This window comes from Collinsella aerofaciens (genome assembly GCF_015556945.1).
Taxonomy (GTDB): Bacteria; Actinomycetota; Coriobacteriia; order Coriobacteriales; family Coriobacteriaceae; genus Collinsella; species Collinsella aerofaciens_AO.
The window spans coordinates 18,311-44,094 of record NZ_JADNNH010000002.1; the positions used below are offsets into that span (position 1 = coordinate 18,311).

At 66.8% G+C, this 25,784-nt stretch carries 36 protein-coding genes and 1 tRNA gene; 1 reads left to right on the plus strand and 36 read right to left on the minus strand.

Going from position 1 to position 25,784, the window contains the following annotated elements; genetic code table 11:
* The first annotated feature begins 1,224 nt into the window (after positions 1-1,224).
* Positions 1,225-1,470, plus strand: coding sequence for a hypothetical protein (locus tag I2F59_RS00810; RefSeq protein ID WP_195502833.1), 246 nt, complete (start codon positions 1,225-1,227; stop codon positions 1,468-1,470).
* On the opposite strand, the gene I2F59_RS00815 is transcribed toward I2F59_RS00810, so the two are convergent.
* The 36 genes from I2F59_RS00815 to I2F59_RS00985 form a co-directional block, all read right to left on the minus strand.
* Entirely contained in the window at positions 1,467-2,288 is an 822-nt protein-coding gene (locus I2F59_RS00815) for a hypothetical protein (RefSeq protein ID WP_195502834.1), read from the minus strand. The genes I2F59_RS00810 and I2F59_RS00815 overlap by 4 nt on opposite strands.
* 244 nt (positions 2,289-2,532) lie before the next feature.
* On the minus strand, positions 2,533-2,784 hold the full coding sequence (locus tag I2F59_RS10020) for a hypothetical protein (RefSeq protein ID WP_271755771.1): 252 nt from the start codon (positions 2,782-2,784) through the stop codon (positions 2,533-2,535).
* A gap of 15 nt (positions 2,785-2,799) precedes the next feature.
* On the minus strand, positions 2,800-3,477 hold the full coding sequence (locus tag I2F59_RS10025) for a collagen-like domain-containing protein (protein WP_271755769.1): 678 nt from the start codon (positions 3,475-3,477) through the stop codon (positions 2,800-2,802).
* 3 nt (positions 3,478-3,480) lie between these two features.
* A complete protein-coding gene (locus I2F59_RS00825; protein ID WP_195502835.1) occupies positions 3,481-3,864 on the minus strand; it encodes a hypothetical protein in 384 nt (127 codons plus the stop codon).
* A gap of 87 nt (positions 3,865-3,951) precedes the next feature.
* The gene (locus I2F59_RS00830; RefSeq protein WP_195502836.1) at positions 3,952-4,938 is read right to left on the minus strand and encodes a hypothetical protein; all 987 of its coding nucleotides are present in this window, start codon (positions 4,936-4,938) and stop codon (positions 3,952-3,954) included.
* Positions 4,926-5,765 (minus strand): hypothetical protein, encoded by an 840-nt coding sequence (locus I2F59_RS00835; protein ID WP_195502837.1) that lies wholly within the window; start codon positions 5,763-5,765, stop codon positions 4,926-4,928. Before I2F59_RS00835 ends, I2F59_RS00830 begins: the two co-directional genes overlap by 13 nt.
* Positions 5,758-8,673, minus strand: coding sequence for a tape measure protein (locus I2F59_RS00840; RefSeq protein WP_195502838.1), 2,916 nt, complete (start codon positions 8,671-8,673; stop codon positions 5,758-5,760). The genes I2F59_RS00835 and I2F59_RS00840 overlap by 8 nt, the downstream gene beginning before the upstream one ends.
* A complete protein-coding gene (locus I2F59_RS00845) occupies positions 8,674-9,027 on the minus strand; it encodes a hypothetical protein (protein ID WP_195502839.1) in 354 nt (117 codons plus the stop codon). It abuts the gene before it with no gap.
* Between the two features lie 41 nt (positions 9,028-9,068).
* Entirely contained in the window at positions 9,069-9,362 is a 294-nt protein-coding gene (locus I2F59_RS00850) for a hypothetical protein (RefSeq protein WP_195502841.1), read from the minus strand.
* Positions 9,363-9,425: 63 nt separating this feature from the next.
* A complete protein-coding gene (locus I2F59_RS00855; RefSeq protein ID WP_195502843.1) occupies positions 9,426-10,004 on the minus strand; it encodes a phage tail tube protein in 579 nt (192 codons plus the stop codon).
* 19 nt (positions 10,005-10,023) lie between these two features.
* A complete protein-coding gene (locus I2F59_RS00860; protein ID WP_195502844.1) occupies positions 10,024-10,368 on the minus strand; it encodes a hypothetical protein in 345 nt (114 codons plus the stop codon).
* Positions 10,369-10,371: 3 nt separating this feature from the next.
* The gene (locus tag I2F59_RS00865) at positions 10,372-10,725 is read right to left on the minus strand and encodes a hypothetical protein (RefSeq protein WP_195502846.1); all 354 of its coding nucleotides are present in this window, start codon (positions 10,723-10,725) and stop codon (positions 10,372-10,374) included.
* On the minus strand, positions 10,718-11,056 hold the full coding sequence (locus tag I2F59_RS00870) for a hypothetical protein (RefSeq protein ID WP_195502848.1): 339 nt from the start codon (positions 11,054-11,056) through the stop codon (positions 10,718-10,720). Before I2F59_RS00870 ends, I2F59_RS00865 begins: the two co-directional genes overlap by 8 nt.
* A 63-nt stretch (positions 11,057-11,119) precedes the next feature.
* Positions 11,120-11,524 (minus strand): Gp19/Gp15/Gp42 family protein, encoded by a 405-nt coding sequence (locus I2F59_RS00875; RefSeq protein WP_138339951.1) that lies wholly within the window; start codon positions 11,522-11,524, stop codon positions 11,120-11,122.
* Positions 11,524-11,865: a hypothetical protein gene (locus I2F59_RS00880; RefSeq protein WP_195502850.1), complete on the minus strand. Its 342-nt coding sequence runs from the start codon at positions 11,863-11,865 to the stop codon at positions 11,524-11,526. The genes I2F59_RS00875 and I2F59_RS00880 overlap by 1 nt, the downstream gene beginning before the upstream one ends.
* 19 nt (positions 11,866-11,884) lie before the next feature.
* The gene (locus I2F59_RS00885; protein ID WP_195502852.1) at positions 11,885-12,730 is read right to left on the minus strand and encodes a hypothetical protein; all 846 of its coding nucleotides are present in this window, start codon (positions 12,728-12,730) and stop codon (positions 11,885-11,887) included.
* Between the two features lie 18 nt (positions 12,731-12,748).
* Positions 12,749-13,270 carry a hypothetical protein gene (locus I2F59_RS00890; RefSeq protein WP_195502854.1) on the minus strand — a complete coding sequence of 174 codons (522 nt, stop codon included), beginning with the start codon at positions 13,268-13,270 and terminating at the stop codon, positions 12,749-12,751.
* Positions 13,271-13,372: 102 nt separating this feature from the next.
* Positions 13,373-13,457: transfer RNA gene (locus I2F59_RS00895), tRNA-Leu, on the minus strand.
* A gap of 66 nt (positions 13,458-13,523) precedes the next feature.
* Complete coding sequence (locus I2F59_RS00900; RefSeq protein WP_195502856.1) at positions 13,524-14,774, minus strand: VG15 protein; 1,251 nt, start codon at positions 14,772-14,774, stop codon at positions 13,524-13,526.
* Positions 14,767-16,185 (minus strand): phage portal protein, encoded by a 1,419-nt coding sequence (locus tag I2F59_RS00905; protein WP_195502858.1) that lies wholly within the window; start codon positions 16,183-16,185, stop codon positions 14,767-14,769. Before I2F59_RS00905 ends, I2F59_RS00900 begins: the two co-directional genes overlap by 8 nt.
* Positions 16,182-17,666, minus strand: coding sequence for a hypothetical protein (locus tag I2F59_RS00910; RefSeq protein WP_195502860.1), 1,485 nt, complete (start codon positions 17,664-17,666; stop codon positions 16,182-16,184). Before I2F59_RS00910 ends, I2F59_RS00905 begins: the two co-directional genes overlap by 4 nt.
* Positions 17,620-18,069 (minus strand): hypothetical protein, encoded by a 450-nt coding sequence (locus tag I2F59_RS00915; protein ID WP_195502861.1) that lies wholly within the window; start codon positions 18,067-18,069, stop codon positions 17,620-17,622. The genes I2F59_RS00910 and I2F59_RS00915 overlap by 47 nt, the downstream gene beginning before the upstream one ends.
* Positions 18,070-18,177: 108 nt before the next feature.
* Positions 18,178-18,492 carry an HNH endonuclease gene (locus I2F59_RS00920; protein ID WP_229065254.1) on the minus strand — a complete coding sequence of 105 codons (315 nt, stop codon included), beginning with the start codon at positions 18,490-18,492 and terminating at the stop codon, positions 18,178-18,180.
* 2 nt (positions 18,493-18,494) lie between these two features.
* Positions 18,495-18,695, minus strand: coding sequence for a hypothetical protein (locus tag I2F59_RS00925; protein ID WP_195502871.1), 201 nt, complete (start codon positions 18,693-18,695; stop codon positions 18,495-18,497).
* A gap of 316 nt (positions 18,696-19,011) precedes the next feature.
* A complete protein-coding gene (locus I2F59_RS00930; RefSeq protein ID WP_195502873.1) occupies positions 19,012-19,497 on the minus strand; it encodes a sigma factor-like helix-turn-helix DNA-binding protein in 486 nt (161 codons plus the stop codon).
* A gap of 94 nt (positions 19,498-19,591) precedes the next feature.
* Complete coding sequence (locus I2F59_RS00935; RefSeq protein WP_195502875.1) at positions 19,592-19,840, minus strand: recombination protein NinG; 249 nt, start codon at positions 19,838-19,840, stop codon at positions 19,592-19,594.
* A gap of 306 nt (positions 19,841-20,146) precedes the next feature.
* Positions 20,147-20,410 carry a hypothetical protein gene (locus I2F59_RS00940; protein WP_195502877.1) on the minus strand — a complete coding sequence of 88 codons (264 nt, stop codon included), beginning with the start codon at positions 20,408-20,410 and terminating at the stop codon, positions 20,147-20,149.
* Entirely contained in the window at positions 20,407-20,841 is a 435-nt protein-coding gene (locus I2F59_RS00945) for a hypothetical protein (protein WP_195502879.1), read from the minus strand. The genes I2F59_RS00940 and I2F59_RS00945 overlap by 4 nt, the downstream gene beginning before the upstream one ends.
* A complete protein-coding gene (locus I2F59_RS00950; protein WP_195502881.1) occupies positions 20,841-21,350 on the minus strand; it encodes a WDGH domain-containing protein in 510 nt (169 codons plus the stop codon). Before I2F59_RS00950 ends, I2F59_RS00945 begins: the two co-directional genes overlap by 1 nt.
* Before the next feature lie 62 nt (positions 21,351-21,412).
* Positions 21,413-21,619 (minus strand): hypothetical protein, encoded by a 207-nt coding sequence (locus I2F59_RS00955; protein WP_195502883.1) that lies wholly within the window; start codon positions 21,617-21,619, stop codon positions 21,413-21,415.
* Positions 21,616-21,918, minus strand: coding sequence for a hypothetical protein (locus I2F59_RS00960; protein ID WP_195502886.1), 303 nt, complete (start codon positions 21,916-21,918; stop codon positions 21,616-21,618). The genes I2F59_RS00955 and I2F59_RS00960 overlap by 4 nt, the downstream gene beginning before the upstream one ends.
* 50 nt (positions 21,919-21,968) lie before the next feature.
* A complete protein-coding gene (locus I2F59_RS00965) occupies positions 21,969-22,304 on the minus strand; it encodes a hypothetical protein (RefSeq protein WP_195502888.1) in 336 nt (111 codons plus the stop codon).
* A complete protein-coding gene (locus tag I2F59_RS00970; protein ID WP_195502890.1) occupies positions 22,301-23,002 on the minus strand; it encodes a hypothetical protein in 702 nt (233 codons plus the stop codon). The genes I2F59_RS00965 and I2F59_RS00970 overlap by 4 nt, the downstream gene beginning before the upstream one ends.
* The gene (locus tag I2F59_RS00975; protein WP_195502892.1) at positions 22,989-24,191 is read right to left on the minus strand and encodes a tyrosine-type recombinase/integrase; all 1,203 of its coding nucleotides are present in this window, start codon (positions 24,189-24,191) and stop codon (positions 22,989-22,991) included. Before I2F59_RS00975 ends, I2F59_RS00970 begins: the two co-directional genes overlap by 14 nt.
* Complete coding sequence (locus tag I2F59_RS00980; RefSeq protein WP_195502893.1) at positions 24,178-24,534, minus strand: hypothetical protein; 357 nt, start codon at positions 24,532-24,534, stop codon at positions 24,178-24,180. The genes I2F59_RS00975 and I2F59_RS00980 overlap by 14 nt, the downstream gene beginning before the upstream one ends.
* Entirely contained in the window at positions 24,527-25,777 is a 1,251-nt protein-coding gene (locus I2F59_RS00985) for a ParB/RepB/Spo0J family partition protein (RefSeq protein WP_195502895.1), read from the minus strand. The genes I2F59_RS00980 and I2F59_RS00985 overlap by 8 nt, the downstream gene beginning before the upstream one ends.
* Positions 25,778-25,784: the final 7 nt, after the last annotated feature.

A 25,784-nucleotide genomic window follows, 5' to 3' on the forward strand; every position in this document is an offset into this window, starting at 1 on the left:
CCGGTATGTCCCGTAAGAGAGATGTTTTTCAGCTGGACGACAACGATGCGCCCGATGCCAACACAAGTGACGCCGTTGGCTGGAGCTGTGACGACGGCCTGGGATACAGAATGCTGGGAACAGCAAACGTGATGTTCTGCCTTCTTAGCATTCTGTATCCCAAATCGTCGAGAGGGGCACGAGTGGCATATGGACGTATACCAAGTACGCAGACGGCACCGCCGAATGCCACGGCACGGCAAAGCACAGCCTTACTCGGACAGGAACCTTCTGGCTACCTGAGATAAGCTTGCCGTTTACACTGGTCAAGCCTGTCAACTCATACGATGACTTCACCGTGATTGTTTCTGGTGGCGCTTACTTCGCGCCGGCGCTGTACCCGTATTACCCGACAGATAAAGCGTCAATTAGCACTGTCAGCTGCGCTGTTGCGGATGCAAAGGAGAGAGGGGACATCCCTGTAGGCTATTTTGTTCGCGGAAGATGGAAGTAGCCACACGTCCTTTACATCGGCCCTCATGCCGACTAAGCAGGGAAAGGATCGCCGGTGACCCATGAGCCAGTGCAGCAGGCGTAGGCGCTGTTTGGGTTTCCGAACATCGAGACTTTGCCGTTTTCGTCGAACAGCAGGGCGAAATTGCCGGCCAACGAGAAAACCGCAGGGGTATTGCCGGAGAGCGGCCGGAATCCAACCGGAAGCGTCTCGCTGGCCGTGGAGTAGTTGCACTGTCCTGAAGAGCTGAACTTTACGTTCCCGTGGCAGAAAACGGCTTTGCCTATACGTTCCAGCTGAATCGTGCTGCTAGAGTAAGGGACTTTCCAGTTGATCCTAGCCTGGGATACAGAATGCTACACGCCGACCATCCACACAGCGAACGCGTAGACAATCGAATCAATGTTGTAACTGTCTCCGCTACCGATCGTAATCTTTCCCGTGTCATCGATAATGATGCGAACATTGGCGTTTGGGTAGGCATACGCAGGGGCCTGAAACCCTGTTTTCGGCCTCTTATCCAGCGGTAGGATGTAAGGACACTTTGTCATAGTCCAACCACTGCCGGTTACCTTGACATTCTTCGCGATGGCTATACCGAGCATCCCGGAGCTCACTACGAGCCACGAACCATCCGAGTAAAGCACTGTCGGGGATACAGAATGCTGGGAACGGTAAACGTATAGCATTCTGTATCCCAAAACGAGTATCCCAAGGTCATATGCGGCTCAGTGGTGCGCAACGCAAGTGGCTTCAATGCTGTGATGGTGTTCGGCCCGGAGCAGTTTAAGGAGATCGCGGGGAGGGCGTTCGACAACAGCAAAGACTGCATCTCGGTCATAAACGCGGACGGTAACGCGACCGGCGCCCTCGTCATGGGCGTCATCTACGACCCGAACACGAAGCACATTGATGCCCATCTGAGCGGCACGACCGGCGCCATAAGGCTGAATTACATCATCACATTGGGGGCCTAGGCGAGGATAACCAGACCGTACAGGTCGGTAGTCGCCGGCGCCCCATAGCCGCTTCCGCTGACGCGCACGAGGCCGTTGGTATTGATAGATGCCGTCGTTGCCCCGACGTATGTGGTGGCGACCATGAGCCTGCCATACAGACGAACAGCGGTCTCCAGATGGAACGGAAGGATGAACTCGGTGTACGCGGGCGTAGGGTTCAGGGTACGCTGGATCGTCAGCATATAGTTGTCGCGTTCGATATGAACAAGTGAATAGCTCCATCCCTCGGCAGTCCCGCTGCGGTCGAGCGACGGGTCGCGGCCTTGGGATACAGAATCCCCGAGGTCTGCCAGGGGAGTCAGCTCGGGGATGAGAAGCTTAGGCTGACCCGTCGTCAATCCGTCGAATGTCACCGAGCAGATCGGGACCGTCACGTCAGCATCACCGTCCAGGATGGAGCCTTTCGGCACCGACGGCGCGACGGCGCTCGAGCCGGGGGTTCCCTGGAGAACCTTCCACTCAACCGTCTCGACAAGGGTCGGGCTGGACCCGCTCACATCGCGGGTGTAATGGACGCAAATGTAGTCCATGCGCTTCTTGCCTTGCGAGCCACTCGCCACCTTGACGTCCTCGGGCGCGGTGACACCGATATGGCGACCCTGCACGATCATGTCGCCGGTCGCGATACGGACGGTGTTCGCGTCGACGAGAGATGGGGCAAGTTTGCCGCCCGTCTGCAGCACATAGCTGCCAGTGCCGACTTCGCCCGCAATGCGACGCCCGTCGTCGGCCGAGCTGACGTGTGGCACGCCCGCTTTGCCGGTCACAATCTCCATTTAAGCCGTCCTTTCCCATATAAAGCCGTTCTGGCTGTCTCGCATGGCCCACTTGCCGCCATAGGTGGCGCCGGGGTTCTTCCCCTGGCTCTCCATGTAGAGAGATCCGACGGGATGGGCGGCGAGGAACACCTTGGCGGTCGAGGCCTCGGGGCCTTGTGGCCCTTGCGGGCCCCGAGGACCCGTAGACCCGGTCGGTCCTTTAATGTTGCCTATCTTTGTCCAGGCCATAGCGCAACCCCAGCTAGGCCTTATAGGTGTACAGGTTTCCGGTCGAGGCGTCGATGTACACCGAGCCGACCACCGCGACGCCGCTCGGGGCGCCGGTTCCCGCAGTGACGGAGGTGCCGTCCGCGCCCTTCGGGCCCGTCGGGCCGGTCGGGCCCTGGGAGCCCGTGACGCCCTTCTCTCCCTGCGGGCCCCGCGGTCCGGTCTCGCCGGTAGCACCCCTGTCGCCCTTGGGTCCCTTGAGCGAGCCGATGTTCGTCCATGCCATGATGAGCTCCTTTCGCTAGGCCGTCTGGCCGTACTGGTAGACCTTGAAGCCGTCGGCGGTGTCGATGTAGACCGCGCCCTCCTGCGAGGCGGACGTAGGAGCACCCTGGCCGAAGGTAATGCCGGGACCAGCCGGGCCCGGCGCGCCCGTGGCGCCCTTCTCGCCCCTGTCACCCGTGGCGCCCTTCTCGCCCCTGTCTCCCTTAGGGCCCTTCATCTCGCCGAGGTCTGTCCACTGGGCGTCGCCGGACATCGACGTCTTGACCCACATGTGGCCGTTATCGCTCGTGACGTAGGTGTCGCCGACCGCCGCATCTGCAGGCAGGGCGTTCTTGTCGGCGACGGCGCCCTTGACGGTGATGGACGTGCCGTCGGCGCCCTTCTCGCCCACGTCGCCCTTGGGGCCTTGCGGGCCCTTGACGCTTACGCCCTCGACGGCTTCGCCGACGTGCGCGGTGCTGCCCGCCGAGTCCACGGACGCGATAGCGTACACGTCGCCGTTGGCGTCGATGACCACGTCGCCGACCTGCACGCCGTCGGCAGGCTTGAGCGCGGAGAAGGCAACGTCGCTGTTGCTCTTCACGTCGATGTTCGCGACCCTGACGCTACCGCCTTTGGCGCCGGTCGCGCCGGTCGCGCCCCTCGGCCCCTGCGGGCCCATGAGCGTGCCGACCTGGTTCCATGTGTTTGCCATTTGTTACTCCTTCTCGCCGTAGCGATAATAGGTGCCGGTCTCACTGTCGAGGTAGAGGTCCCCAACGCGGCCACCTATGGCGGGGGTGCCGCCCCCGACATACCACTTCGTGCCGGGCTCGCCTGCGGACTTCAGTTGCTCTCGCACCCAATCTTCGACATCAGCCCAGGTCTTGACCTCGTCATCGGTGTAGATGTAGCCGTCCGGCTTGGCCCTCGGGCGCACCTTGAGCACGGCGCGCGCGTGCGTGTCGCGCCCATCGCTCGCCCAAACGGCCATGTCAACGCCCGCAGTAAGCAGGAGCGAGGGCACCACGGCCTCGCCGCCCACGACCGGGACGACCAATGCGCGCTCCGATCCGGCGACGGCGAAATGTGCCTCCGTCACCCCCTGCAACGCGATATGAACGCGCCGACCCGTATCCCATTGGTAAAGGGGCGAGCCGATGAGTTCTATCTGCTTCATGGCAGTCTCCTATCTCCCCACCGCACCAGGCGATGCGCCATACGTGGCGCTGTAGCCCGACCCCGCGGCCTTTACGATCTTGCTGCTGATCTCGACCGAGACCGTCACGTTTGGCGAATAGTGCCTGGCCTCAACGATATCGCCGAGGCCGAACTCGACGCCCTCGTTGACCGTCACGGTCACGCTGCCCTCGGACTGCTCGTCCTCGAGTCGGCTGGATGCCTGGTCGCGGAGATCGTCGCCCTCGGTGTTGTTGGCGTCGTAGTACTCCTCGAGCTCGAAGACGCCGGTCATCGCCTTCACGGTGCCCACGCTGCCTTCCCGGTCGGCGTAGACGTCCACGACTTCTCTGGCCGCAAGTTCACCTTTGCCGGCCGCCTTGAGGTGATTGGTGACGAGCAGGTCGCTCTTGAGGTCGAAGTTTACGAGATCGGAGTCGACCCTGCCGCGCCAGTCTGTCACCTTCACCGCCTGAAGCCTGCACGATCCGCCCACCCACCTCGCATCGAGGCGAAGGCCTGCGGAGCGCATCGCCAGCCTAAGGTTGGTCCAGGCGTCGGGTGCGTCCCTGCTGCATCGGTAACTGACGTTCACCCCGGCGTCGGCATCGGGAACCGTGAAGAGGGAGCCGATGTCGAGCCGCTTAACCGCGGACCGCAGCACGGCGTTAGCGTCCCCAGAGAGGACAAGGTAGTCCTGGCCCGGATCGGGCCAAAGAAGGCGCTTCTCGAGCACTCCAGTCCAGGTCGACCCGGTCCAGTGCAGCTCGGACGAGGTGCGGCGCGTCTTGAGCTCGAACCCCTCGACGCGCCCGCCGATCTCCAGGCCGTCGGCGAAAACACGCCAAGCGGCCTCCGGCAACGGTACGGACGAGTCGCGCACCACGAGATCGAACGAGTTGTCGACGCCGTCGCCCCAGCCCGAGTCCATATCCAGCTCGAAGTCAGAAATCGGGAAGAGCGTCCTGCCGGCGCTGTCGGCGACTATGAGCTCCAAGGCGGCTCCCCCTCCTCAAGATAGTGGGTCATGGTGAAGCCGAACGAGCCGTCCCACGCGACAGAGGACGTGCCGGGCCGAAGCTGCTCGAAGCAGTAGGAACCGCTTCCGGCGCCCTCTCCGCGCATGCCGTCGGCGAAGCGGTCCTCGGTCTCACCGTACATGCCGACGAGCTTGATCGTCTTGGGGAAGCTCGAGCCGTCGATGATGAGCCTGGAGCCGCCAGGCACTTCAACGTCCGCAGAGTAGACGTTGATGAAGTCCCCCTGCGTCACGGTGATGCGCGGGGACGACGCGGGACCGAAGATCGTGAGCTTAAGGTCGGCGGGCACCAGTCCGTCGACGGTGACCGTCCGGCTTGCGACTGAGCCGCCGTAGTCGTACTCGTAGTCATGGGGAAAGTCCAGGCCGGTCTGGTCCTCGTCCTCCCGGGCGTAGAACTCCTGGACGACCTCGCGCCGCCAGGACCCGTCGAGCAGCAGCACGGTAAGCGTGGCGGCGATACCCCGCCTGCCGTAGACCTGCGAGGTCTCGGACTTCGCGATATAGGCGCGCTGGTACCAAACACCGTCGACGACGAGGCGGCCGGGCTCGCGGACGGAGATATCCCTGTCCGCCAGCCGCCTGAGCCTGTCGGCAGCCGCCGAGGACAGCACGGCATCGACCGTTGCCTCCCTCGCGTCTCGCGAGATGCCGTAGATGCCGCGCCATGAGAGCTCGTAGCTCCACTCGCGCGAGCGCACGCACGCGGCGGTGCCGACAAAGATGCCGTCGCCGTCGAGGTCGACGCGCTCACCCGAGGACGAGACGTAGTGCATCCTATGCATATGCCACCGCCCTGATGTGCCTGTCGAGGTCGCGCTCGAGCGTGACCGGGGTGTACCTCTGGATGATCGCGGGAAGGTTGCGGTCCAGCCACTCGATGACCTCCGATGGGTCTCCCCCGGTCGAGCCGATGCCCTCGCCGATACCGCGCAGGACGCTCGGCCTGAGCGGGATGACGGCCTCGTCGCCGGCCTCGCCGACGCCGATGACGCTCGGCGACGAGAAGACGCCGCCGGACGCGTACCAGTTCACGTGCACGGAGGGCACGGAACCGGACTGTGCGTCGAACTTGCCACTCATGGAGAAGTGCGGCAGCGCGCCAACCTGGATGCGCGGCAGGGTGAGCCTGAGTGACCCCACCTGCGCGCTCATCTGGCGGCACGCCCCCATGATCGCGAGCCTCGCGACGCTCGCCGCCGTCCTCGCGGAGGTCGCGAAGGTGCGGAAGGCGCTCGTGGACTTGCTGCCGAACCCGGAGACCGCTGAGGACGCCGAGGACATGCTCGAGCGCACGTTCGCCCCGACGGAGGCGATGGATGCGGCGAGCACGAGCGCCACGGCAGCGGCGGTGCCGCACGTGGCGGCGAAGGCCGCGAGGGCCGGGGTCCCCGCGAGGAGTCCCGGGGCGGCGGCGACCCCCGCGGCGGCGACTGCGGCGAGGCCCGCCGCGGCGCCCGGCGCGCCGGAGGCCACCTTGGGCATCGCGGTGCCCATGGTCTTGAGGGAGGACGCGGACGTCTTGAGCCCCGCGGCCACGGTGGTCACCGACGCCGCGAGGGCGGTCATGCCTCCCGCGAGGAGCGTGACGCCGCCCGCTGCGAGGGTCGCCCCTCCCGCGAGGAGCATGACGCCCGCGGAGGCGACCATGGCCCCCGCGCCGAGGAGGATGAGGCCCGTCCCCGCGAGGATGGAAGCCGGGCCGATGACCATGACGGACGCGGCAACGAGGGGCGCTCCCGACGCGCAGAGCGAGAGCGCCGCGCCCGCCACGAGTGCTCCGGCCCCGAGGAGCAGGAGCCCGACGCCCGCCATGACGGCCGAGACGGCCAGCGCCGCCACTCCCACCGCCACAGCGACCGTGGCGACGGAAAGCGCCAGGAGCCCCGCCGACGCCACGATGGCGCCCGGGCCGAGCAGGAGCATCGATGCGCCGAGGGCGGCGATGCTCACCGCGGCGGACGCCCCGTACATGGAGACCGCGGGGAGCGCCGTCGAGAGGACGAGGATGCCCGCGCCCGCGAGCAGCACGCCCGCGCCGACGAGGGCGATGGCCGCGCCGAATGCGACCATGCCGACGGCGCCCGCCGTGAGGGCGGGGCCGAGGGCGGCGGCGCCCACGGCGAGCAGGGCCACCGTGCCGACCATGGCCGCCATGGCGATGGCGGCGGCGGGGCCGGACGACGCGATCATGACGGCCGCGTTGGCGAGGACCAGCAGCCCCGCGCTCGCGAGCAACACGCCCGCGCCCACCATGAGCACGGCCGCGCCGAAGGCGAGCATCTGGCCCGCCGAGACGCCAGCGGCGGTGCCGGCCGCGGTCTCGCCGCCCGCGAGCGCCGTCGTCCCTGCCGCCGCCGCGGGAGAGGCGACGGCCATGCCGCCCACGGCCGCCGAGAAGGCGGAGACGAAGCCCGCGACGCCCTTGGCCATGCGGAAGGCCGCGAACGCGACGGCGAGGCCCTTCACGTAGGGCGTGGCCTCGCTAGCGTGGTCCTTAAGCCACCCGGTGGCGTCCGAGACGCCCTTGACGACCGGCTTCGCGGCGTCAAGCGCATTCTTCAGGCCGTCCGCCGCGTCTTTCGCGGCGTCCCCGGACGGCTCCACGCCGAGCAGGGACAGCGCGAGGCCGCCGAGCGCCCCGCCCACGTTGCCCGCGGCGGTGCCCAGCTGCCCGATGGTGTCCGATAGGGTCTGGGCCGCGCCGTTCTGCGCGCACGAGTCGATAAAGGCCGACACGCCGTCCGTGACGGCGGTGATGGCGTCGGTCGCGCCGTTGATGCCGCCCGTGATGAGCGGCTTGAGGGCGTCGAGCAGGACCATGCCCGCCTTGACGCCAGCCGCCTCGAGGTTGCCCATGGCGCCCTCGATGGTGGCGGTGGAGGTCGCCGCCTCCTTGGCCGCGTCGGTCATGCCGAGGTCCATGATGGCGCGGTTGAACTCCTCGGCGGAGATCTCGCCCTTCTCCATGGCTTCGCGGAAGTTGCCCGTGTACGCGCCGTTCGCCCTCAGGGCCTCCTGCAGCTTGCCGGAGGCTCCCGGGATGGCGTCGGAGAGCTGGTTCCAGTTCTCGGTTGTGAGCTTGCCCACGCCCGCAGTCTGGGTCATGACCATGCCCACGGATTTGAACGTGTCGGCGTTGCCTCCGGCCACGGCGTTGAGGTTGCCCGCCGCCTCGGCGAGCTGGGCGTAGTTGTCCACGCCGTTCGCGGCGAGCTGCGCCGTCGTGTTGCGGATGTCGGAGAGGTCGTAGACCGTCTCGTCCGCGTAGGCCTGCGTCGAGGCCGTGAGCTGCCTGATGGTCGAGTCGTCGAGGTCCGCGAAGCTCAGCGTGCTCGCGAACTTCTGCGCGGAGTCCGATGCGTCGGCGATCTCTCCCATGAGACCCTGCACCGCGCCGATGAGCTTCGAGCCGATAGTTGAGGCGAGGCCGCCGAGCGCGCCCGCGATGGCCGCTCCCTTGGCGGAGATGCCCTTGCCCACGGACTCGCCCATGGAAGAGCCCGCCTGCGTGCCCGCGCTCCTGAACTTCCCGAGGAACCCACCGCCAGGCTGCGCTGCGCCGCCGAACTCCTTGGAGAAGGCCGCGCCGCCAGACTTGCCCGCGCCGCCCAGCTCCCTGTCCATCTTCGCAGCGAAGCCCGACATGGTGGGCATGATCGTCACGGACGCCGAGCCGACGTTAACTGCCATCTACACACCCCCTTCCGGGATGCCGAGAATCCTGTCTATCTCGTCGCGCGAGCGCTCCGCGTTGGCGCGACGCCGCTCGGCGTCCGCCCTCTCGCCCGGGGTCTTCGGCGGCTGAGGGGCGCGCCGCCCCTTCTGGCCGTCCTTGGTGCACTGCCTCCACGCCAGGAGCCTGAGGTAGTAGACCGCCTGGTTGAGCATGTACTCGCCCTCGCTCCACTCGAGCGCCGGGCTCTGCCGCCTCGCCGTCCTCGACTCGCGCGGCAGCGCGTGCCACAGCATCGCCCAGCGGGTGCAGTCCTCGTCCCCGGCCTCCAGGGGGAGGTCGATGCCGTAGAACTGCCTGAAGTCAGCCACCGTGTCCTCTCGGTGACAGAGCCAGTCGCGGGCGAAGCCGGTCAGTTTTTTGCCGAGATGGCCTCCGCCATCGCTGAGGTGAAGGCCGCCCAGTCCTCGGCGGAGCACCCCAGCTCGTCGGGGGCGTTGCCATCGGCGTCGGGGATGCGCCCGATGTAGTCGACCAGGTGGCCGCAGCAGACGATGTCCATTGCCTCGTTCGCGGCCCTGGGATCGCGCTCGCCGAGGTTGAGGGCCGTCTGGATCTTAAGCGACGCGAACGCCGTCTTGTCCACCTCGAACGTCAGCCCGCGGAAATCGAACTTGACGGTGTCGTGCTTCTTCTTAGTCGGCATTCGCCGCTCCTTGTCTCTTCGTCGGCAAATGGGCGGGCGTGGCGCGCCCGCCCGTCAACGGCCCTAGGCGGCCTTGGTGGTCTCCGTGGACTCGTAGTAGTCGTAGCAGGTGTTGCCCTGCTCGTCGGTCAGGTACTTCATCGTCAGCGCGCGCTGGCACAGCTCGGAGCTCGCGATGGTGAGGTCGTCCAGCTCGGAGGACTTGCCCTTCGGCACGACCTTGCGCCAGCGTCGGCCGTTCTTGAGCACCAGCTCGAGCACGTACGCGAAGGTCGGGTGGGAGTCGGAGTTGTGCTTGACGGTGATGAGGCCGCCCGCGTCGGTCACGTTGTCCTCGCCGTACTGGCGCTTCAGGGTCTCGGCCTTGATCTCAGCGAGCGTGAGCTGGGCGGACTCGACTCGGTTGGAGTTGGTGGAGTCCATGACGTCGCCGTTCATGTCCGGAATGTCGTCGGAGTCCTCGTCGACCGTCTCCACGTAGCCGTCCTCGGAGATGAAGCCGAGGCACTTGAACGCGGGGTTGAGCTTGGTCTCGATGTCGGTCGGCAGGTCCGTGCCCACGGGCGCGGAGAAGATGTAGCCGCCCTTCACGCCCTTTGCGGAGCTGACGTTCGCCTGGTTGTTGGTGTTGGTTTCTGCCATTCGCAGGCCCCTTTCTTGTCTACTCGCAGACCCACAGCTGGATCTGCACGATGTAGCGAGAGCGGCCCGTGTCCGGGTCGTTCTGCCGGTAGGTGTTGGTGACCTCGGGGTGGAACACGTTCGGCTCCTCGTCGAGGTCGTAGACGGCGGCGCCCACCCTCTCGGAGAGCGCCTGCGCCGCCTTGCGCTGCTTCTTTCCTGCCCAGCAGTCGACGGCGAGCTGGACGGGCTCGAACATGGAGCCTCCCCCGCCCAGCCGCTCGACGCTGATGAAACTCTCGGGCGCGTCCCCGGTGGCCTCAACGCGGCCGGGCACGCCGGCCGCCTCGGAGAGCCTTCTGGCCACCACTGCCTCGATGTCCATGCGCTACCCCCTCGCCGCGCCGAGCGCCTTCGAGAGAGCCTTGTGCTTGGCCTCGCTGTAGCGCCCGTGGTTCGTACCCGTGGCCACGATGTACGCGTGGTCGCCCTTCTTCGGGAGTACGACGGGCTTCATCACGAACGGCGGCTTGCGGTACTCGGACCCCGGGTAGGCGATGATGTCCTTTGGGTGGTTTCTCGCGGGGCCGCGGACCTCGCCGTTGCCCCCGGCAATGTTTACGGCCTGGGAGCGCACGCGCTCGGCCTTGCCGCGGAGCATGCCCTGGACGGCACTTGAGTTCTTGACGGCGCTGTAGCCCGCCCTGTTGGCCTTGAACTTTCCGAACTTGACGCTAGCCATCTGCGCGGGTCACCTCCGCAGCCATGTTGAAGGGGCCGGGCGTCGCCGCCTCGGTCGTGCGCTGCGGATCGCCCACCACGTCGTAGGTCTCGCCGCGCACCTCGACCGAGCAGCCGCGCAGGCTCCCGGCGTAAGTCTTGGGGAAGTGGAGCGTGAAGGCCACGGTGACCCCCTCCGGGCGCGTCGCGTCCATGTCAGAGGTCGCCCCCGGGCACACGACGCAGCGCACCTCCTCGCGCTCGGCCCCCACCTCGACGGGCTCGCCGAGGTCGTCGCGCTCGATGCTCGGGCGGATGACGGTGACCGGCTCCGTGGGGATGAGGCTAAACATGGTCATCGCCAGCCATCGGGACGATGATCGCGACTGTCTCGGTCGGTATCCCCGCCATCGGCATCACGCCTCCTCCCAGCGGTCAGCGGCGGTCATGGGCTGGATACTGCGCACGCGGCACCCGGCCAGGCCGAGCCGCTTGAGGTCGGAGCGCCCCAGGTAGAGGTCTCCGGTCGGGTTGGCGAACGTGACGCTCGACGAGTACGGGCCGGTCGTCTGCGACTGCTGGGTGATGCCAGCCATGGCGCCGGGCGCGTTGACCGCCCGGGCGACCATGGCCACGCAGACGGACTTCACGTTCTCATCGAACGTGGGGTTCGAGCCGGCGAGGTACTGGACACCCATACGGCGCCGATATGCCCCGCGCAGGTACGCCGAGGCATCCTCGAGCAGCGCGGCAACCCTGGCCTCGTCCTCGGCGGCACCGCAGCGCGCCTCGTAGTCGGCAACGGTGGCGAAGGCGCCCACTAGAGCGTCTCCAGGATGGCGATGAGCTCCGCCTTGGTCGCCTTGCGCGGGGCGAAGCCGTTGGCGGCCTCGATGGCATCGCGCAGCTGCTGCACGGTCATCTCGGGTGAAGGCTTCTCGTGCACGGGCTGCTCGGGCTCGTTGTCCACGACGTCCTCGCCCTCGTCCGCCTCGTCCTCGACGGGCTCCGCGCTAACCTCGGGCTCGGCGGGCGGGAGGTCAACATGGCCGAGGGCGGACAGCTCCGCGAAGCGCTCGTCGGTCAGCTCGACCTCCTCTCCCATGTAATGCACCGCGAGGGTCTCGCGGTCACGGTACGGGTAGGTGACCAAAGCGATCATGGATGCTCCTTAGGGTTGCCTAGGCGGTCGGGGCGATGGTGCCCTTGACCACGAAGTCGATGTACTCGGCGAAGAACACGAGGCCGACGTAGGCCACGGTGTCGTAGGTCAGGCTCTTGAGCTCGGGCGAGTGGGACACGGCGATGTAGCCGCTCTCGTCGGAGTAGAAGCCGAACAGGTCGTCGCCGTCGGTCGGTGCGACGTAGACCTTGATGTTGTCCTTGACGGTGGCGTAGATCGTGCCGGCGGTCACGGAGCCGGTGGACACGAGCGTGCCCAGGCCTGCCCAGTTCTCGATGTAGGAGATGCCGAAGGCGCTGAAGACCTCGGACTCGCCGATCTGCTTGGCGAAGTCGACCGGGTTGGCGAAGTAGACCGTCTCGCCGCTGCCGAAGCCGTACTCCTCGGTGAGGTTGGACAGGGCGGCCCAGGCGTTGGCGGCGGTGGCCACGAGGCTCTTGCCGGTCGCGGCCGTGGTGCCCTCGGCGCCGAGCGCGGCGACGAAGTCCTTCTTGATGTTGCGCTGCATGTCGGAGATCATCGCGGCGTCGGTCTTGTCGACGGCGCCGTCGTAGCCGCGCTTCTTGACCTCCTGGAGCGTGGTCTGCTTGCGGTAGGGCTTGAGCGTCACCTCGAAGGTCGTGACGTCCTCGTAGGCGTAGCTGGAAAGCGGGATGTCCTGGCCGGGGGTGTACTCGGCCTCGGAGAGCTTGCCGGTGATCTTCTTCTGGTGCAGGGTCTCGCCGACGGCGGCGTGGATGGGCGCGCAGGTGGACAGCATCGCCGTGAGCTTCTCCAGCGACTTGGTGAAGGTGTTCACGAGGTCGACGTTGCGCGCGGCTGCGAGGGTCTTGATATCGGGCATTGGGGCCCCTTTCTCCCCTTACTTGAAGAGGTCGATGTTGGCGGCGATTGCCGCCATGCGTTCCTTCTTGTCCTCGATTCCGAGGATGTCCTTCTTGGAGGGCTTGCCGGGCTTGGGCTTGCCGCCGGCCTCGGGCGCCTTCGGCGCGCCGCCGGCCGGTTTCGTGATGGCCGCCACGGCCTTGGCCTGCTCGGTGAGGGCGTCCTCGTCCTCGCCGTTGAGCGTGGCCACGATGGAGCGGTCGAGCCCGGTGGCCTTGGCCACGGAGTCGACGAGCGCGGAGCGGGCGGCGCTCGCCTTAAGGGCGGCGTTCTCGCTCTCGAGCGCGCTCAGGCGCTCCTCGACGGTCGGGTCGGTCTTGGTCGCGGCTGCCTTGAGCTCGTCGAGCTCCTTGAGGTTCGCCTTCGAGCGGCTCTCCCACTTGCGCGACTCCTTCAGCGCGTTCTCGTAGAGCGCCTTGTAGTCGGGCGCCGGATCGGTCTTTCCGCCCTGTGCAGGGTCGATCGGATCGGTCTCGGCGGGCGTGGTCTTCTGGGCCATGCTCCCTCCATTTCCGCCCCGTGCGGGGCATCGTCTTGCCCCGTGCGGGGCGCTTTTCGGCATGAAAAAGGCCACCCGTGCGGATGGCCTGGTTCAACGTTTTGGTCGGGGCGGCGGGACTCGAACCCGCACGGGCGATGCCCACGTGCTCCTGAGGCACGCGCGTCTGCCATTCCGCCACGCCCCGGTGTGATAAAATGCAGTTGCTTGGCGGTTCCGCCCTGGGCTCGGTCTGGGGTTGGAACCGCCTTTTTTATTCAATCAGCTTTGCAGTACCGTCCTTGCAGATGAGAAGCGCCCGCTCAAAGTTGAATCCGTTTTTGCCGCTTAGATAGTCTTCCGACTTCCTTATCTGCGCCTCAGCTTCCGCATCGGTAATCTTGCTGAACCTGTTGTCGATGACAACACGCGGGTTATCAAGGAGCTCGATATTGATTCCGTCTGGCAGGACGGCCCCCTCCGACGAGAGCCGCACCCACTTTGAATGGCATTCGGTCATACGCTTCTTCAGTGCATGGACCCCACCTTCGATCGTCTTCATATCCCAATATCTCCACATTCCGTCAAGATAGAGCTCAATGTCGATATTCGCCGTCGCGCTTCCCTGCTCGTGGAGCAACCTCTGCCTATACCCGAGTCTGGACAGCTGCACGTAGCTCTCCCACTCGAGCGGGTTCTTCTTCTGCATCTTCTTGAGTTCGCCAGGCACCAACGCAGACAGGTCAAGGTTGTCTGCCCTGTAGCCGGTCGATGGGTCAGATCCTACGGCGGCGAGGTTGATCGCCCTGCACTTGAGCGCCTCCTTCTGCTTGGCGCTTAGGCCCGCATCCTCGTCTATCTCATTTAACTGCACGTACAGGTCGCGTAGCTCCTCCGGCCGCACGCCCTCCACGAGTTCCGCGTCCGGGTTGTCCTCGAAGCCGGGGACCACCTTGCAGTCGCAGTGCCGGTGGAAGTGCTTGAACTCGCCGGCCGACTTGCGCGTGTGGTAGACCGCGCCGCGGCTCGCGAGCATGATGCAGAAGGTGCAGGTCTCGAATCCCGTCGGCACGCGTGCGAAGCGCACGCCCCTGTCCTTGTCGCGGCCCACGTTGGAGATGATCGTCTCGTTCAGGCTGCGGAACGCGTCGTTGCGGGCGTACTCGCCGCACGCCCTGGCGAACGCCGCGTCGCCGCCCTTCACGAGCTTCTTCGCCTGGTAGCGCGCCACCTCGTCGACGGACTTCGGTTTGTACGTCGTCATGGTGACGGCCTGCTGCAGCCTGACGCCGTTGCGCTCGGCTAGATCGTCGTACCACTGCGCCGCGAACTCCGCCGCGACGTCGTCGTACCCCTGGACGAAGCCCTCCATGATGAGCTTCGCGGCCTCGCGTTTCTCGGCGACAGTCGCGCCCTCGTGGGCGCGGCACCAGGCGAGCACGGCGGCCTCCACGTCGGATGCCGCCCTGTCTCCTATCTTCGCCACGGCCCGGTTGTAGGCCGCGAACTCAGCCGCGCTAATCATCGGCGGGCGGCGCAGGCTCCGCCGCCTGGGTGACGCCCGCCATCAGGTCGAGCGCCGCCGAGCGCGTCACGTTGCGCCTGATCTCGGACGAGACGTTGCGCACCTCGTCGTCATCGAGGCCGTTGAGCCGCCAGAAGGTCGGCGTGCCGGCGAAGCCCTCGACCACCGAGGCGAGCTTGATGGAGCTGTCGGTCTGCTGGGCCAGCGTCGGCATGGCTGGGTTCAAAAAGTGGACGGACACGCCGCAGGCGTCCTCGGCCTCCTCGTAGGAGCACCCCAGCTCCGTCGCGATCGCGGCGGTCGCGGCATTCGCCAGCGCCGCCTTGGCCTCGCGGATGAAGCTCTTGCACTTGAGGATGAGCGGCTCGTTCTCGGCGTAGATCGCCTCGGCAGAGCTGGGGTTGTCGCTCATGATGCCGAACTGCCCCACGTGGATGCCGGTCGCGGCGCTCATGCGCTTGCACAGGTTGCCGAAGTGCTCGGTCATGGGCTGCATGCTCGGCTGCGTGAGCTGGCCGAACTGCGGAATCGTGCCGTCCTCGGTCTTGGTGACCTCGAAGATGGAGCCGATGAAGGCGCTCCATTTGGTCTTGTCGGCGAACGCGTCTCCGTCAGTGCCCAGCAGGTACTTCTGCGTGGACGCGGCGAACGCGGCGGCGATCTCCTCGTTGACGTTGGCGCGCATGGCGCAGTCGATGTTCCAGCGCACCTCGGAGTTGATCCTGGACACGCCGAACGGTCGGTCGTCATCGGGATTGTGCGGCATGACGAACATGGGCACGGCACCCAGGCCGTGCTCCACGTACTCCGCCGCCCACTCGTTGCGGCGAACCTCGCGGATGCGCACCATGCGGTCCGGCAGCATCACGTTGACCCAGTCCGGGCGGTCCGTGGGCCGCCCGCGGTCCTTGGCGAAGGAGACGACGAACATGCCGGAGGACAGGCACTCGTGGACGTCGTCCCAGATGCCGGTGCAGAGCGTCGGCGGATACGCCGAGATGCGGGCGTGCCCGTCCTCGTCCGCCGTCACCACAAGCATGGAGAAGCAGTACTTGAGTGCGGAGTTGACGGCCTTGCCGACGCGCGTGGCCATCTTGTTGCGCTTGGCCACAGAGGTGAGCAGGCCGTCGAAGTCCTCGTCGTCGGGGCACGTGAACCCGTCGAAGGCGATGTGGTCGCGCATGACCTCCACGCACTTGTATCCCCAGCCGCACGCGACTTCCAGGTCGCGCAGCGAGTCGGGCACGGCGATGCCGAGGTCCTTGAGCATGTTGCGCGCCTCGTAGTAGTCCGAGCGCAGGAGGTTGCCCCTGTAATGTGTCTGCCAGCTGTTGAGCAGGCAGCGCACCGTCTCGCGGTCCTCCTCGAGCAGGCCGTCGGCGGACGCCACGGCGTAAGGTATCGAGATCAAGTGACCCTCGCCTTCATTCCGGGTTTTCTCTTCGATGTGTTGAGCGCGAGCAGCGCCAGCCCCGCGGCCTCGATGGGCGCGGCGTTGTCGCCGCCGAAGCCCCAGCCGCCCGACGAGCCGATCTTGCGCTTGGGCGAGGTCTCGGCAGAAAGGTCGAGCGCCGGGCACGCAATATGCGTGACCGAGTCCGCCTTCGCGCCGGACGAGATGAGGCTTGCGGCAGTCACGGCCTGGTCGGTGCTCGGACGCAGGATGTAGTCCTTGGGCATGCCCATGCCCTCGAGCTTGTCGCACAGGGCGCCGGCGCCCGCCTTGCCGTCGATGGCGACGCAGGCGTACCTGCTCGCCCTCGCGGCAATCCAGTAGGCCAGCCAATCCGTGCTAGGCTCCGGGTCCTTGCAGAAGGGAAGCTCAACGTGCGCGGTCGGCGAGCCGGGCGGCCGCACGGCGCACGCCACGGCGACGGTCGAGCCGTCGGCGCTGAATCTCACGCCGGCGCAGATCTTGCAGCCGGCGGTCAGCTCGGGGCCGCTCCCCACGAGGCACTCGCCCCACGCGACGGCTCCGATGACGGGCTCCTCCACCTGACTCTGCGGAGGCAGCCAATAGCCCAGGTATTCCTGGGCGGCCCCCAGCTCGTCCATGTCCTTCATTCCGGTGCGGATGGCGCGGATGTCGGCATGGTATCCGAGCGAGGGCATGACCTCCGGCCAGCGGCTCTCGTCCCAGATGTCGCCGACCTCCTCGACGCCGTACTCCAGCCAGAGCAGGTCGGACGCCTTCTCGCCGCCCTCCCACGCCTGCTGCCGGAGGTTCTTGAACACCTCGGCGGGGTTGCCGGCGCGGGTCGGCGTGCCGGCGTACACGATCATCAGGTTGTGCTTCGCGCCGGACACCGTGGTCGGGTTGACGACCTGGGTGTGGATGCCCGTGAGCTCCTGGGCCTCGTCGTATATGACGATGTCGAAGGAGAAGCCCAGGCGAGAGGACTTGGTCCTCGTCGAGAACTGGATGACGCCGCCGGAGCTGAACCGCATCCATTCCTGGCCGGTCTGGGAGCAGACCTCGACCAGGAGCTTGCGCCAGCGCGGGATCCCCTCGGACGTGTCGCCGACACGGCGGCCGAAGATCTTGCGGAAGCGGGCGACCATCTCCATGGTCGTGGAGTAGTTGTGCTCGGTCCACAGCACCTTGTAGCCGGCCAGCGCCGCCATGATCGCGACCCACACGATGAGGTCGACGGACTTGCCCTGCTGGCGCGGGATGGAGATGCCGACGCGGGGGTGGACCCATTTTCCGTTGGCGTCCACGGCGCCGATGTCATGGGCGAGCTGCTCCTGCCACGGCACGAGCTTGTATCCCATCGTCGGGGCGAGCTCGACCGCGAGCGGGCCGAGGGACCTCTCGTAGGGCTGGACGAGGCGGAGCCTCGGCTTAGCCGAGGACGTCGCGCAGGACCGAGACGGCGTTGATGATGACATCGTCGCCACCGTCCTCCCCAGCCCCCTCTATTCGTTCAATCTGCTCGAGCGTCTCGCGGTACTCCTTGGCGAGCCGTGCCGCCTGGCTGGGCTCGGCGTCGTAGAGCTGGCGCTCGATGATCTGCCGCACCCACCGGAGCCTCCCGAGCGTGTCCTGGCGGCCGTCCGGGCCGTCCGCGGGAGGCGCCGAGACGCCCGCGCCCGCGGACTCCCCCGTGGACTCGTCGGTCGCGATCTCGCCGCTCTCCTTCATCCTCTTGATGAGGGCGCACACGCCCGAGCGCGACCTCTTGAGTTTCTTCGCGATAGCCGCAGGTCCGAGCGCCGGGTACGCGTTTTTGACGAACTCCCGCTCGTCCGCGGTCCAGGGCTTGCCCCTCGGCTTCGTGGACTTCGTGGACATTCCATGCACCTCCCGGTATGGACTCGGTTTCGGGGCCTGCGCAAAAAAGGCGCAATGCCGGCGGGCGAGCCTTCGGCCCCCGGGGAGGGGCCATCCCCCAGGGTCGGGTCACCACGGCAGCGAGGTCGAGCAGCCCACGTCGCGGGGGCGTGGCGATATCGAGCCGTTCAGCGCGGCGAGGCTCTTGTTGCCGCGCCGCTCGTTGCAGATCCGGTGCGCCGGCGCGACGTTCGCGCGGTCGATGGGCGAGCCGCCCTTGGACACGGGCACGATCTCGTCCACCTCGAAGCTCATCGGGTCGCCCGCGGGCAGGTCGTAGTCGATGGCCATGCCGCAGATGTGGCACGGCAGCCCCTGCGCCTTGAGCCAGGCGCGCACCTGCCGGCGGGCGTGGCCGTTGGCGTAGCGGGTCTTGGTGGCCAAGGCTAGCGCTCCACCGGGGAGCGGCCCCTGTTGGCCATGCATCCCTCGAGCCCCGCGTAGCGCAGGCTCTCGACCGCTTTGCCGGCGGCCTTGCACTTGCGCCCGCCCGCACGGCGGGCGATGCCTAGGGCGCGGCGGAATGCCCACGCCATAACGGTGTCGTACCGTCTTGCGGCGCGGACGATAGCCTCGCGTGTGACCACAGACCCACCTCATTAGGTTGTTGCTTAATAGAAAGGCCGGAGTCCCTGAACTGCTGAAGGGAACCCCGGCCACTCATCTGTGCTTCCACGCACATCCGACCCGCAAGCCGCGCGGGCGGCGCTGCGAATCGACACCCTAGTTATATCCCAGAAGAAACCTGCAACGGTCTGCAATTGTGTGCAATCGTCTGCAACTATCTGCAATTGTCTGCAGAAGTGTGCAATCGTCTGCAATTGTCTGCAGCCCCATAAAGACAGAAAGCCCCGACCGCACGGGCGGCCGGGGCAAACATGCTGACGCGAACCAGCTATCTAATTATATTGCCGCTCGGCCCAGTCCGGACCGCGCGGTGGCGATGCCCACCATGTCAATCCAGTCCAGGGCGGATGACATATCGGAATGCACCGACCTCACCGACACCCCGAGCGTCCCCGCGATCTCCTGCAAGGTGCGGTCCTCGCAGTAGCGCAGCTCCAGAACGTCGCCCCAGCGCTTGCCCGGGTTGGCGGAGCGCACGCCCGCGCAGAGCTCGCGGCCCCGCTCCACCTCATCTCGCAGCTCGGATAGCTCGGCGCCGCTGCGGCGCTCGTAGTCTATGCGGTCGTCGGTGGACCTCATGAAGTCCGTGCCGTGCGCGCCCTTGCCAACGGCGTCGTAGCGCTGGGCGCGCACCTGCTCGCGCGCCTGCATCGACTCTATGACCGCCAGGCGGCGGTCGATGCCGCGCTGGGCGGCCCGTACAGTCTCAAAATATTCACGTGCGTCCATGTGACCTCCCGCGTGGTACCATGCATTTGTCATTAGAGGATGCCGGGAGGCGTCTTTGCCAAAGGCCGCCGGCGCTCCTACGCCAGCGGCCTTAATTATATATCTACCTATGTCTACCTGCGGAAACTTAAAATCTCATCGCGACCTCGCGCCGAATGGCCATGATCTCGTCGTGCACCGCACCAGACCCGGCCAGGTAGCGGTCGACCCTGTCGCGCTTGGGCTTGGCACCCTTGCGCCTCGCTTCCCTCGCACGGTCCTGCTCGTGTTTTCGCCGACACTCCTCAGAGCAGTACTTGGCCTTCGGCGCCTGGGGGATGAAGATTCTCCCGCAGACCGCGCAGCTCCTCTCCTGCACATCCCACATCACGGTCATCTCATCGACCTCCTGCACCTGCGGGCGCGGCGCGCCTCGATGCTCTTGCGCACGCGGCGGTTCTCGGCGAGCATCCGCCACAACTTCTCAAACAACCTCATCGCTTCGCCTTCCTCGACCTCTTGAGAGCGCGGGCCTGGTCGCGCTGCAGCGCCCTCGCCCTTCGCTCCGCGTCCCTGATCTCCCTCGCCGACACGCTCGGCGCGTCTGCCCGGCCGTGAACGAGCGCCCGGCGCGCGGGGCCCGAAACCAGATCGGGCACCATGCGCCAGGCGGTCGCGCGGAACAGCTCCACCGCCGAGCGGATCAAAGCTCCTCTCCGCAGAACGGGCAGTACTTGATATCCTCGATGTAGGCGTCCGCCGTCACATCGGCGCTGACGGTGTCGCCGCACAAGCCGTTGACCGATACGTCGAGCGACACGCTGGTATCCAGCTCGACCCTGACGATCGGTTCGCCGTCATATCGGCGCGTCAGGGTCATGGAACCAACGGACCAGTTGCAGACGCCTCGGTCGGGGGCAGAGTGGATGGACGCGATGCGCGAGCCTCCGCAGAAGTAGCAGCTCATTCGCCATCACCCGCGAGCAAGGAGTGAATGCGGTAGCAGATGCTGTGGAGCGCTCTCGCCTGGCACAACGTGCCGCCGCACCTGTCAGCGCAGGCATCGCACATCCCAGAGACAACGTTGTAGGCGTGCGTCGGTTCTTCGCTGGCAGGGCAGTTCATAGCAACTTCGATATCGTTCATCAGGGCGCCGAACGTATCCGGGCGGATCAGGTGCATCTCGTCCACCCTCACGACCCCCTCATCGCAGCTGGCACGCCAAACGCCAGCGCCGAGCAGGTACTCATATCTCTTGACCGTGCACTCCATGCCGCTGTCCGCAAAGAGCGTCGCGGTCGACAGGGAGACCTTGCGTCCCTCCTTGTCGACAGGGCCCAACGGCATCACTTCCCCGTCCGGCGTCATCACGCTGTCGACTGTGAGACGTTCCCCCATCACTCGTCACCACCCTTCTCGGCCTTAACCTCAGCCTGCAGGATGTCCCGCAGGGTGCCGATGCGCTCGATCGCGTCGTCGGGCGTGTGGCCGTCCCACTCGGGCGCGCGGTCGAGCACCTCGCACGGGAACATGTCCCAGTAAGGCTCAACGTCGTAGTGGTAGGTGGCGGGGCCGGCGGGAGTGTCGATGCCCACGATGAACATGCCGTCGTACATCGTCCCGTCATGGTGGTGGAGCGACTTCCACGAGAGCCCGCGGAACATGGCCACGATCACCGAGAACAGCACCGCACGGTGATGGTAGAGCTCGTCGAACGTGTGGTACCCGTCCGACGTCGCGCCCGTGACGGGCTCGGGCTCTATGAGCCGGACGAGTTCATGCACCTCATCGATGTCGACGTTCACAATGCCGCAAACATCACGGGACGGATGAAGCCCGAGTGCGTGCAGGACATCCTCCCCATCTGCGACGCTCGTGACAGTCGGCCATGCGAAAGGGTTTTCCACAGTCTCGACTTCGAGGCCCCGTATGAGCCTCTTAACGTCCTTGAACCACTCGTTCCTGTCTCTCATTTCCCGCTCCATTCCTTCACGATCTCCTTCTCCTGTGCGACCATGATCAGCGCCTTGTTGAGGCATCGCCTCGCTTGGCGCAGCTCCACGCAGATGTCGCACCCCTGTCGCAGCCTGTCGCACTCCCTGAGCGACCTCTTGGCGTCCTCGAGCCTGCCGACGGCGAGGTCGATCCAGTCGGCCGCTCCGCACGCGTAGCTCATCGGGACTCACCCCTCACGCCGAAGATGTCGGCCAGGATGTCGCCCGGCGTGGCCATGAACGGCTCGGTGCTCACGGGGTCGTACTGCACCTCGAGGTAGTTCGGGTAGCCGATGGTCACGCCCGTGGGCTCGCGCCCCGGCAGGCACTGGTAGCCCCAGGTCACGCTCACCCTGTGCTCGTCGAGGATGGTCTCGGTGCGCTCCACGCGCAGCCTGTAGCCGCCCACCCTCTCGGTGTCGTACGTGTCGTCGGCCCAGGGGATCTGGTGCCTGTCGAGGGCATCTCGGTAGGCCCTCATCACCGCTGAGATCTCGGTCAAAACCTCTCTCACTCTCCTTCTCAAAAGAATTAGGTGTTCTTTGCCGCGGGGGCTTCCCCGCCGGCGCCGTTTCCACTGCCTAGCGGCGGGAACCCCATCGCCTGCTGGCCCAGCTGCCCCGCCGCCGTTGGCACACCTTTGGCATACCTCCAGCTCGGCTCCTCGCCCCTCGCGATGGCGGCGATGTCCATCCGCAGGTCCTCCTTGGCGCGCTTGCGGGCGCGGTACTCGTCGAGCTTCTGCTTCGTGGCCAGGCGTGCGCCCTCGTCGGCGCTGATGACGTTGGCCATGTAGATCCGCGTCGCGTCGAGCGGGCGGCCGGCGGCGGGGTCGAAGCCGTCTAGCATCTCCCTGAGGGTGATCACGACGCCTCACCCAGCTCCCGCTCGAGGGCGGCGATGACGTCGTCCTCGGTCTCGGCTGGCTTCCACACCGCCACGCGCTCGACCTCCTGCGAGGTCTGTCCGCCGCGGGCCTTGCGCTCGGCGTCGTAGCCGCGCTCGCGGTCGGACCAGCTGCGGGCGACCGGCTCCCATTTCGCGATGGGGAAGCCCTGCCTGGTCCAGCCGTTGGCCTCGTAGTAGTCGTAGAACTTCCGGGCGCTGCCGCGCAGGCAGTTCGCCGCGAAATACGACTCGACCTCCTCGAGGGTAGGCGGGACGAACTCTGCGCCACCTCCCCCTCTGTTCTCAGAATCTGAGGGGTTAATCCAGACTCCTAACTCCCCTTCCCCTTCCTCTTCCTCTTCGCTTGTTCGTTTGCTTTCGGCTTTGCTTGCGCGTTTGCTTTCCGTTTTGCTTGTCTGTTTGCTTTCGGCTTTGCTTGCGGCTCCGCTTGCTGCGCTGCCACGGCTCAGCCCGCCCTTCCTTCCGGCCTCCGCCCTGGCGCGGCTGTTCTCGAGGACCGGCATGATCAGCGTGATGGCCATCCTCTGGGCGTCGGTGCGCGGCTCGGGCGCCTCTCCGGTCACGAGGTAGCGCACCATCATGCCGAGCAGCTCGTTGCTCTCGCGCCTGTTGCCGAGGCACAGCGCGCCCTCGACGAGGGAATCAAGTATCGTCATCCGTCTCACCTCCGTGTGATATCGAATCGGTAAAGGCCGCGGCGGCGGCCTGGTCTCGGCCCGGCATGACCGAGCCGTAGGTCTCGAGCGTCGTCTTGACGTCGGCGTGCCCCAGGCGCTCCTGTATGGTCCTCATGTCGAAGCCGTTCATGAGCAGCCACGTGGCGTGCGTGTGGCGCAGCGTGTGGAACGTCGTCTCCAGCGGCAGGCCCAGCTCCCGCGCGAGCGCCTTGAAGCGCTGCGTGACGGTCGACGGGCGCGCGAGCGTGCCGGCGGGGCTGAACGTCACCACGGGCGCCGCCGGGCCCTTGCGCGCGAGCCACGTGCCCTGCCACTCCAGGTGGCGCTCCAGCCGCGCCTCGACGGCCGGCGCGAGGGCAACGTTGCGCGGCCGCCTGCCCTTGGTGTACGCCTGCCGGTGCAGCTCGGGCTTCTCGACCGCCTGCCCCGCCACGTGGAGGTCGTGCAGCGCGTGGCGCCAGTCGCGGCGCTGCAGCCCGCAGACCTCCCCGACCCGCATGCCCGTGTTGAGGGCCAGGTAGGCCGCCATGGCCTCGGTGCGCCGGGCGATGTTGGCACCCGACGCCGATCGCGAGGACATGGCGGAGGCGAGCGCGCGGGACAGCTCGTCCACGTCGCACTCGGACAGGGCGAACGGCTCCGAAGGCGGCGCGGACGGCGCGGGGACGTCGAGCATGATGTCTCGCCCCAGCGCCGGCCGCCACGAGCGGTAGGCGCCCTTGAGGAGCGCGTGCATCTTGAGCAGCGTCTTGGGCTTCACGCCCTTCCCCGTCCTGGGCGCTAGCAGCATGCGGTACGCCGCCGACACGTCCCAGGGCTCCAGCTGGTCGTAGGGCAGGCGGCCGATGGTCGGCTCCACCATCGTCCTGATGACGCTGCGGTACGTGGCCACCGAGTTGTCGGACAGGCCGTTCACGGGGTCCGAGATATAGGTCTCGAGCATCGAGGAGAGGCGCTTGGAGCTGTCCCGGGCCGACGACGGGATGAAGGTCGCGACCCATGAGTCGCACTCGGTCTGGGCCTGCTCGCGCGTCAGCTCCGCGTCCCACGACCTGTACGGCCTGATCCGCCTGCCGGTCACGCGGTCGGTGCCCATGTAGGGGCGGGCGAACCAGCGGCCGTCCGCCCCGCGCTGCACGACCGCGCGGCGCTCGCTAGAAGCCGGCATCGACGCCCAGCTCCGCCGCCATGTCGCGGATCTCCCTGCGCGCGTCCAGGTCGAGGGTCTGGACGCTGTCGGCGTGCCCGTGGGGGTCGGCGCCGAGCACGGCGACGAGCATGAGCTTGCGAGCGATGTCGGCCGGCGCGCCAGCCTGGCGGAAGGCCTCGTAGAGCGTGTCGGCGCAAGCGCCGGTGAGCATGAGGAGGTCGGAAAGCCCGCCCGAGCCCACGAAGCACGCGTTGCCGGTGCCGTCGCCGTTGCCGGTCGAGACCGTCGCGCAGCGGCACTCGAAAGCGCGGACCTCGCCGCACGCCTCCACCGTCACCCTGACCTTCTCTTCGCTACTCATCCTTTTCCTCCTCCCGGATGCTCTCCCGCACCCTCGCCTCGATCCACTCGTCCTCGGCACTGGGCGTAAAGCCCGCACTGCGGACGACCTCCCAGTGCTCGAGCCACCCTTCCGCGTCATCGCCGCGCCAGCGGCTGTTGAGCATCCGCATGCTGCGCGCCGTGTCCAGCCACCAGCAGCCGATCTCGTAGGCGCTCGGGGACGAGGTGGCGCACCTGCCGTAGAAGGCCTCCATGACCGCGGCCTCGGCGCTGTCGTAGTCGCCGCCGTCGTCAAGCAGGTCGTCCACGTAGAAGGACGGCTTCATGCGTGCAGCGCGGACCGTGTCCTCCAACTCGCGCGTGCGTCCCGGGGCCTCGTGCAGGACGAAGTCGACCATGCGCCTGTACAGGTCCACGAGCGCGGCCTTCTCGCGCTTAGCCTCCTGTTCCGCGATGATCTCCTCCTCGGTCTTCTCGGCCTGATCGCCCGAGCCATCGTCGGGCTCATAGAAATACCAGCCGCCGCCGGTATCCACCACCACGGTGCCGGGGGCGATGTCCAGCTCCTCGAGCCCCTTGGCCACGCAGCCGTAGCGCGCCCAGAGCACATAGTTCGTACCTTCGGGACGCTCCTTCACCACGTGAATCGCGGCATCGCCGAAGGCGTCGTAGTCCTCGGCCTTGGCCTCCTCGCGCTCGTTGCGGCGGCGGATGCTGTCGGCCTTGCCCGCCCAGCCCTCGCCGGCCGCCAGCACGGCCTCGACGTCCTTCTCGTCGTCGAAGGCGCTCGCGGCCTCCAGCTGGTCGAGCGTCACCTGGCGGCCCTCGATACTCCCGCGCAGTTTGCGCGCAGCGCGGATCTGCCCGGCGGTGGCGCGGCTCGCTCGCTCGATGCGCTGCTCGTCGACGCCCAGCACGAGCATCTGCTGCACGCCGCGTGCGCGCTCGGCCTCGGTCAGCTGGCGCTTGTCGTCGGTGGCGAGCATGGCCACGAGTTCGTTGGCCTCGTCCATGGTGTCGGCCACCAGCGCGGACACCTCGCGGTCCTCCCCGTAGATGGACGACAGCGCGCGGTAGCGGCGCTCCCCGTCGACGATGCGGTAGACGTTGCCGTCCGCCACGACCACGGGCGGGTTCAGCGGCTCGCCGCCGGTCGCCTCGATGCTGCGGGCCAGGGCGCCGATGTCGCCGAAGTCCTCGCGCGGGTTCTGCCCGCTGGGGCGGATATCGCCCAGGCGAACCTGCCTCTTCTCAAACTGCATGTCATTC

What these genes read in the sequence shown, in the direction of transcription:
- I2F59_RS00815 (WP_195502834.1), bottom strand. Translation starts at nt 2,288, where the DNA reads ATGGAGATTGTGACCGGCAAAGCGGGCGTGCCACACGTCAGCTCGGCC.
- I2F59_RS10020 (WP_271755771.1), bottom strand. Translation starts at nt 2,784, where the DNA reads ATGGCATGGACGAACATCGGCTCGCTCAAGGGACCCAAGGGCGACAGG.
- I2F59_RS10025 (WP_271755769.1), bottom strand. Translation starts at nt 3,477, where the DNA reads ATGGCAAACACATGGAACCAGGTCGGCACGCTCATGGGCCCGCAGGGG.
- I2F59_RS00835 (WP_195502837.1), bottom strand. Translation starts at nt 5,765, where the DNA reads ATGCATAGGATGCACTACGTCTCGTCCTCGGGTGAGCGCGTCGACCTC.
- I2F59_RS00840 (WP_195502838.1), bottom strand. Translation starts at nt 8,673, where the DNA reads ATGGCAGTTAACGTCGGCTCGGCGTCCGTGACGATCATGCCCACCATG.
- I2F59_RS00850 (WP_195502841.1), bottom strand. Translation starts at nt 9,362, where the DNA reads ATGCCGACTAAGAAGAAGCACGACACCGTCAAGTTCGATTTCCGCGGG.
- I2F59_RS00855 (WP_195502843.1), bottom strand. Translation starts at nt 10,004, where the DNA reads ATGGCAGAAACCAACACCAACAACCAGGCGAACGTCAGCTCCGCAAAG.
- I2F59_RS00860 (WP_195502844.1), bottom strand. Translation starts at nt 10,368, where the DNA reads ATGGACATCGAGGCAGTGGTGGCCAGAAGGCTCTCCGAGGCGGCCGGC.
- I2F59_RS00865 (WP_195502846.1), bottom strand. Translation starts at nt 10,725, where the DNA reads ATGGCTAGCGTCAAGTTCGGAAAGTTCAAGGCCAACAGGGCGGGCTAC.
- I2F59_RS00870 (WP_195502848.1), bottom strand. Translation starts at nt 11,056, where the DNA reads ATGTTTAGCCTCATCCCCACGGAGCCGGTCACCGTCATCCGCCCGAGC.
- I2F59_RS00880 (WP_195502850.1), bottom strand. Translation starts at nt 11,865, where the DNA reads ATGATCGCTTTGGTCACCTACCCGTACCGTGACCGCGAGACCCTCGCG.
- I2F59_RS00885 (WP_195502852.1), bottom strand. Translation starts at nt 12,730, where the DNA reads ATGCCCGATATCAAGACCCTCGCAGCCGCGCGCAACGTCGACCTCGTG.
- I2F59_RS00890 (WP_195502854.1), bottom strand. Translation starts at nt 13,270, where the DNA reads ATGGCCCAGAAGACCACGCCCGCCGAGACCGATCCGATCGACCCTGCA.
- I2F59_RS00900 (WP_195502856.1), bottom strand. Translation starts at nt 14,774, where the DNA reads ATGATTAGCGCGGCTGAGTTCGCGGCCTACAACCGGGCCGTGGCGAAG.
- I2F59_RS00910 (WP_195502860.1), bottom strand. Translation starts at nt 17,666, where the DNA reads ATGTCATCATCAACGCCGTCTCGGTCCTGCGCGACGTCCTCGGCTAAG.
- I2F59_RS00915 (WP_195502861.1), bottom strand. Translation starts at nt 18,069, where the DNA reads ATGTCCACGAAGTCCACGAAGCCGAGGGGCAAGCCCTGGACCGCGGAC.
- I2F59_RS00930 (WP_195502873.1), bottom strand. Translation starts at nt 19,497, where the DNA reads ATGACAAATGCATGGTACCACGCGGGAGGTCACATGGACGCACGTGAA.
- I2F59_RS00935 (WP_195502875.1), bottom strand. Translation starts at nt 19,840, where the DNA reads ATGACCGTGATGTGGGATGTGCAGGAGAGGAGCTGCGCGGTCTGCGGG.
- I2F59_RS00940 (WP_195502877.1), bottom strand. Translation starts at nt 20,410, where the DNA reads ATGAGCTGCTACTTCTGCGGAGGCTCGCGCATCGCGTCCATCCACTCT.
- I2F59_RS00945 (WP_195502879.1), bottom strand. Translation starts at nt 20,841, where the DNA reads ATGGGGGAACGTCTCACAGTCGACAGCGTGATGACGCCGGACGGGGAA.
- I2F59_RS00955 (WP_195502883.1), bottom strand. Translation starts at nt 21,619, where the DNA reads ATGAGCTACGCGTGCGGAGCGGCCGACTGGATCGACCTCGCCGTCGGC.
- I2F59_RS00960 (WP_195502886.1), bottom strand. Translation starts at nt 21,918, where the DNA reads ATGAGGGCCTACCGAGATGCCCTCGACAGGCACCAGATCCCCTGGGCC.
- I2F59_RS00970 (WP_195502890.1), bottom strand. Translation starts at nt 23,002, where the DNA reads ATGACGATACTTGATTCCCTCGTCGAGGGCGCGCTGTGCCTCGGCAAC.
- I2F59_RS00975 (WP_195502892.1), bottom strand. Translation starts at nt 24,191, where the DNA reads ATGCCGGCTTCTAGCGAGCGCCGCGCGGTCGTGCAGCGCGGGGCGGAC.
- I2F59_RS00980 (WP_195502893.1), bottom strand. Translation starts at nt 24,534, where the DNA reads ATGAGTAGCGAAGAGAAGGTCAGGGTGACGGTGGAGGCGTGCGGCGAG.
- I2F59_RS00985 (WP_195502895.1), bottom strand. Translation starts at nt 25,777, where the DNA reads ATGCAGTTTGAGAAGAGGCAGGTTCGCCTGGGCGATATCCGCCCCAGC.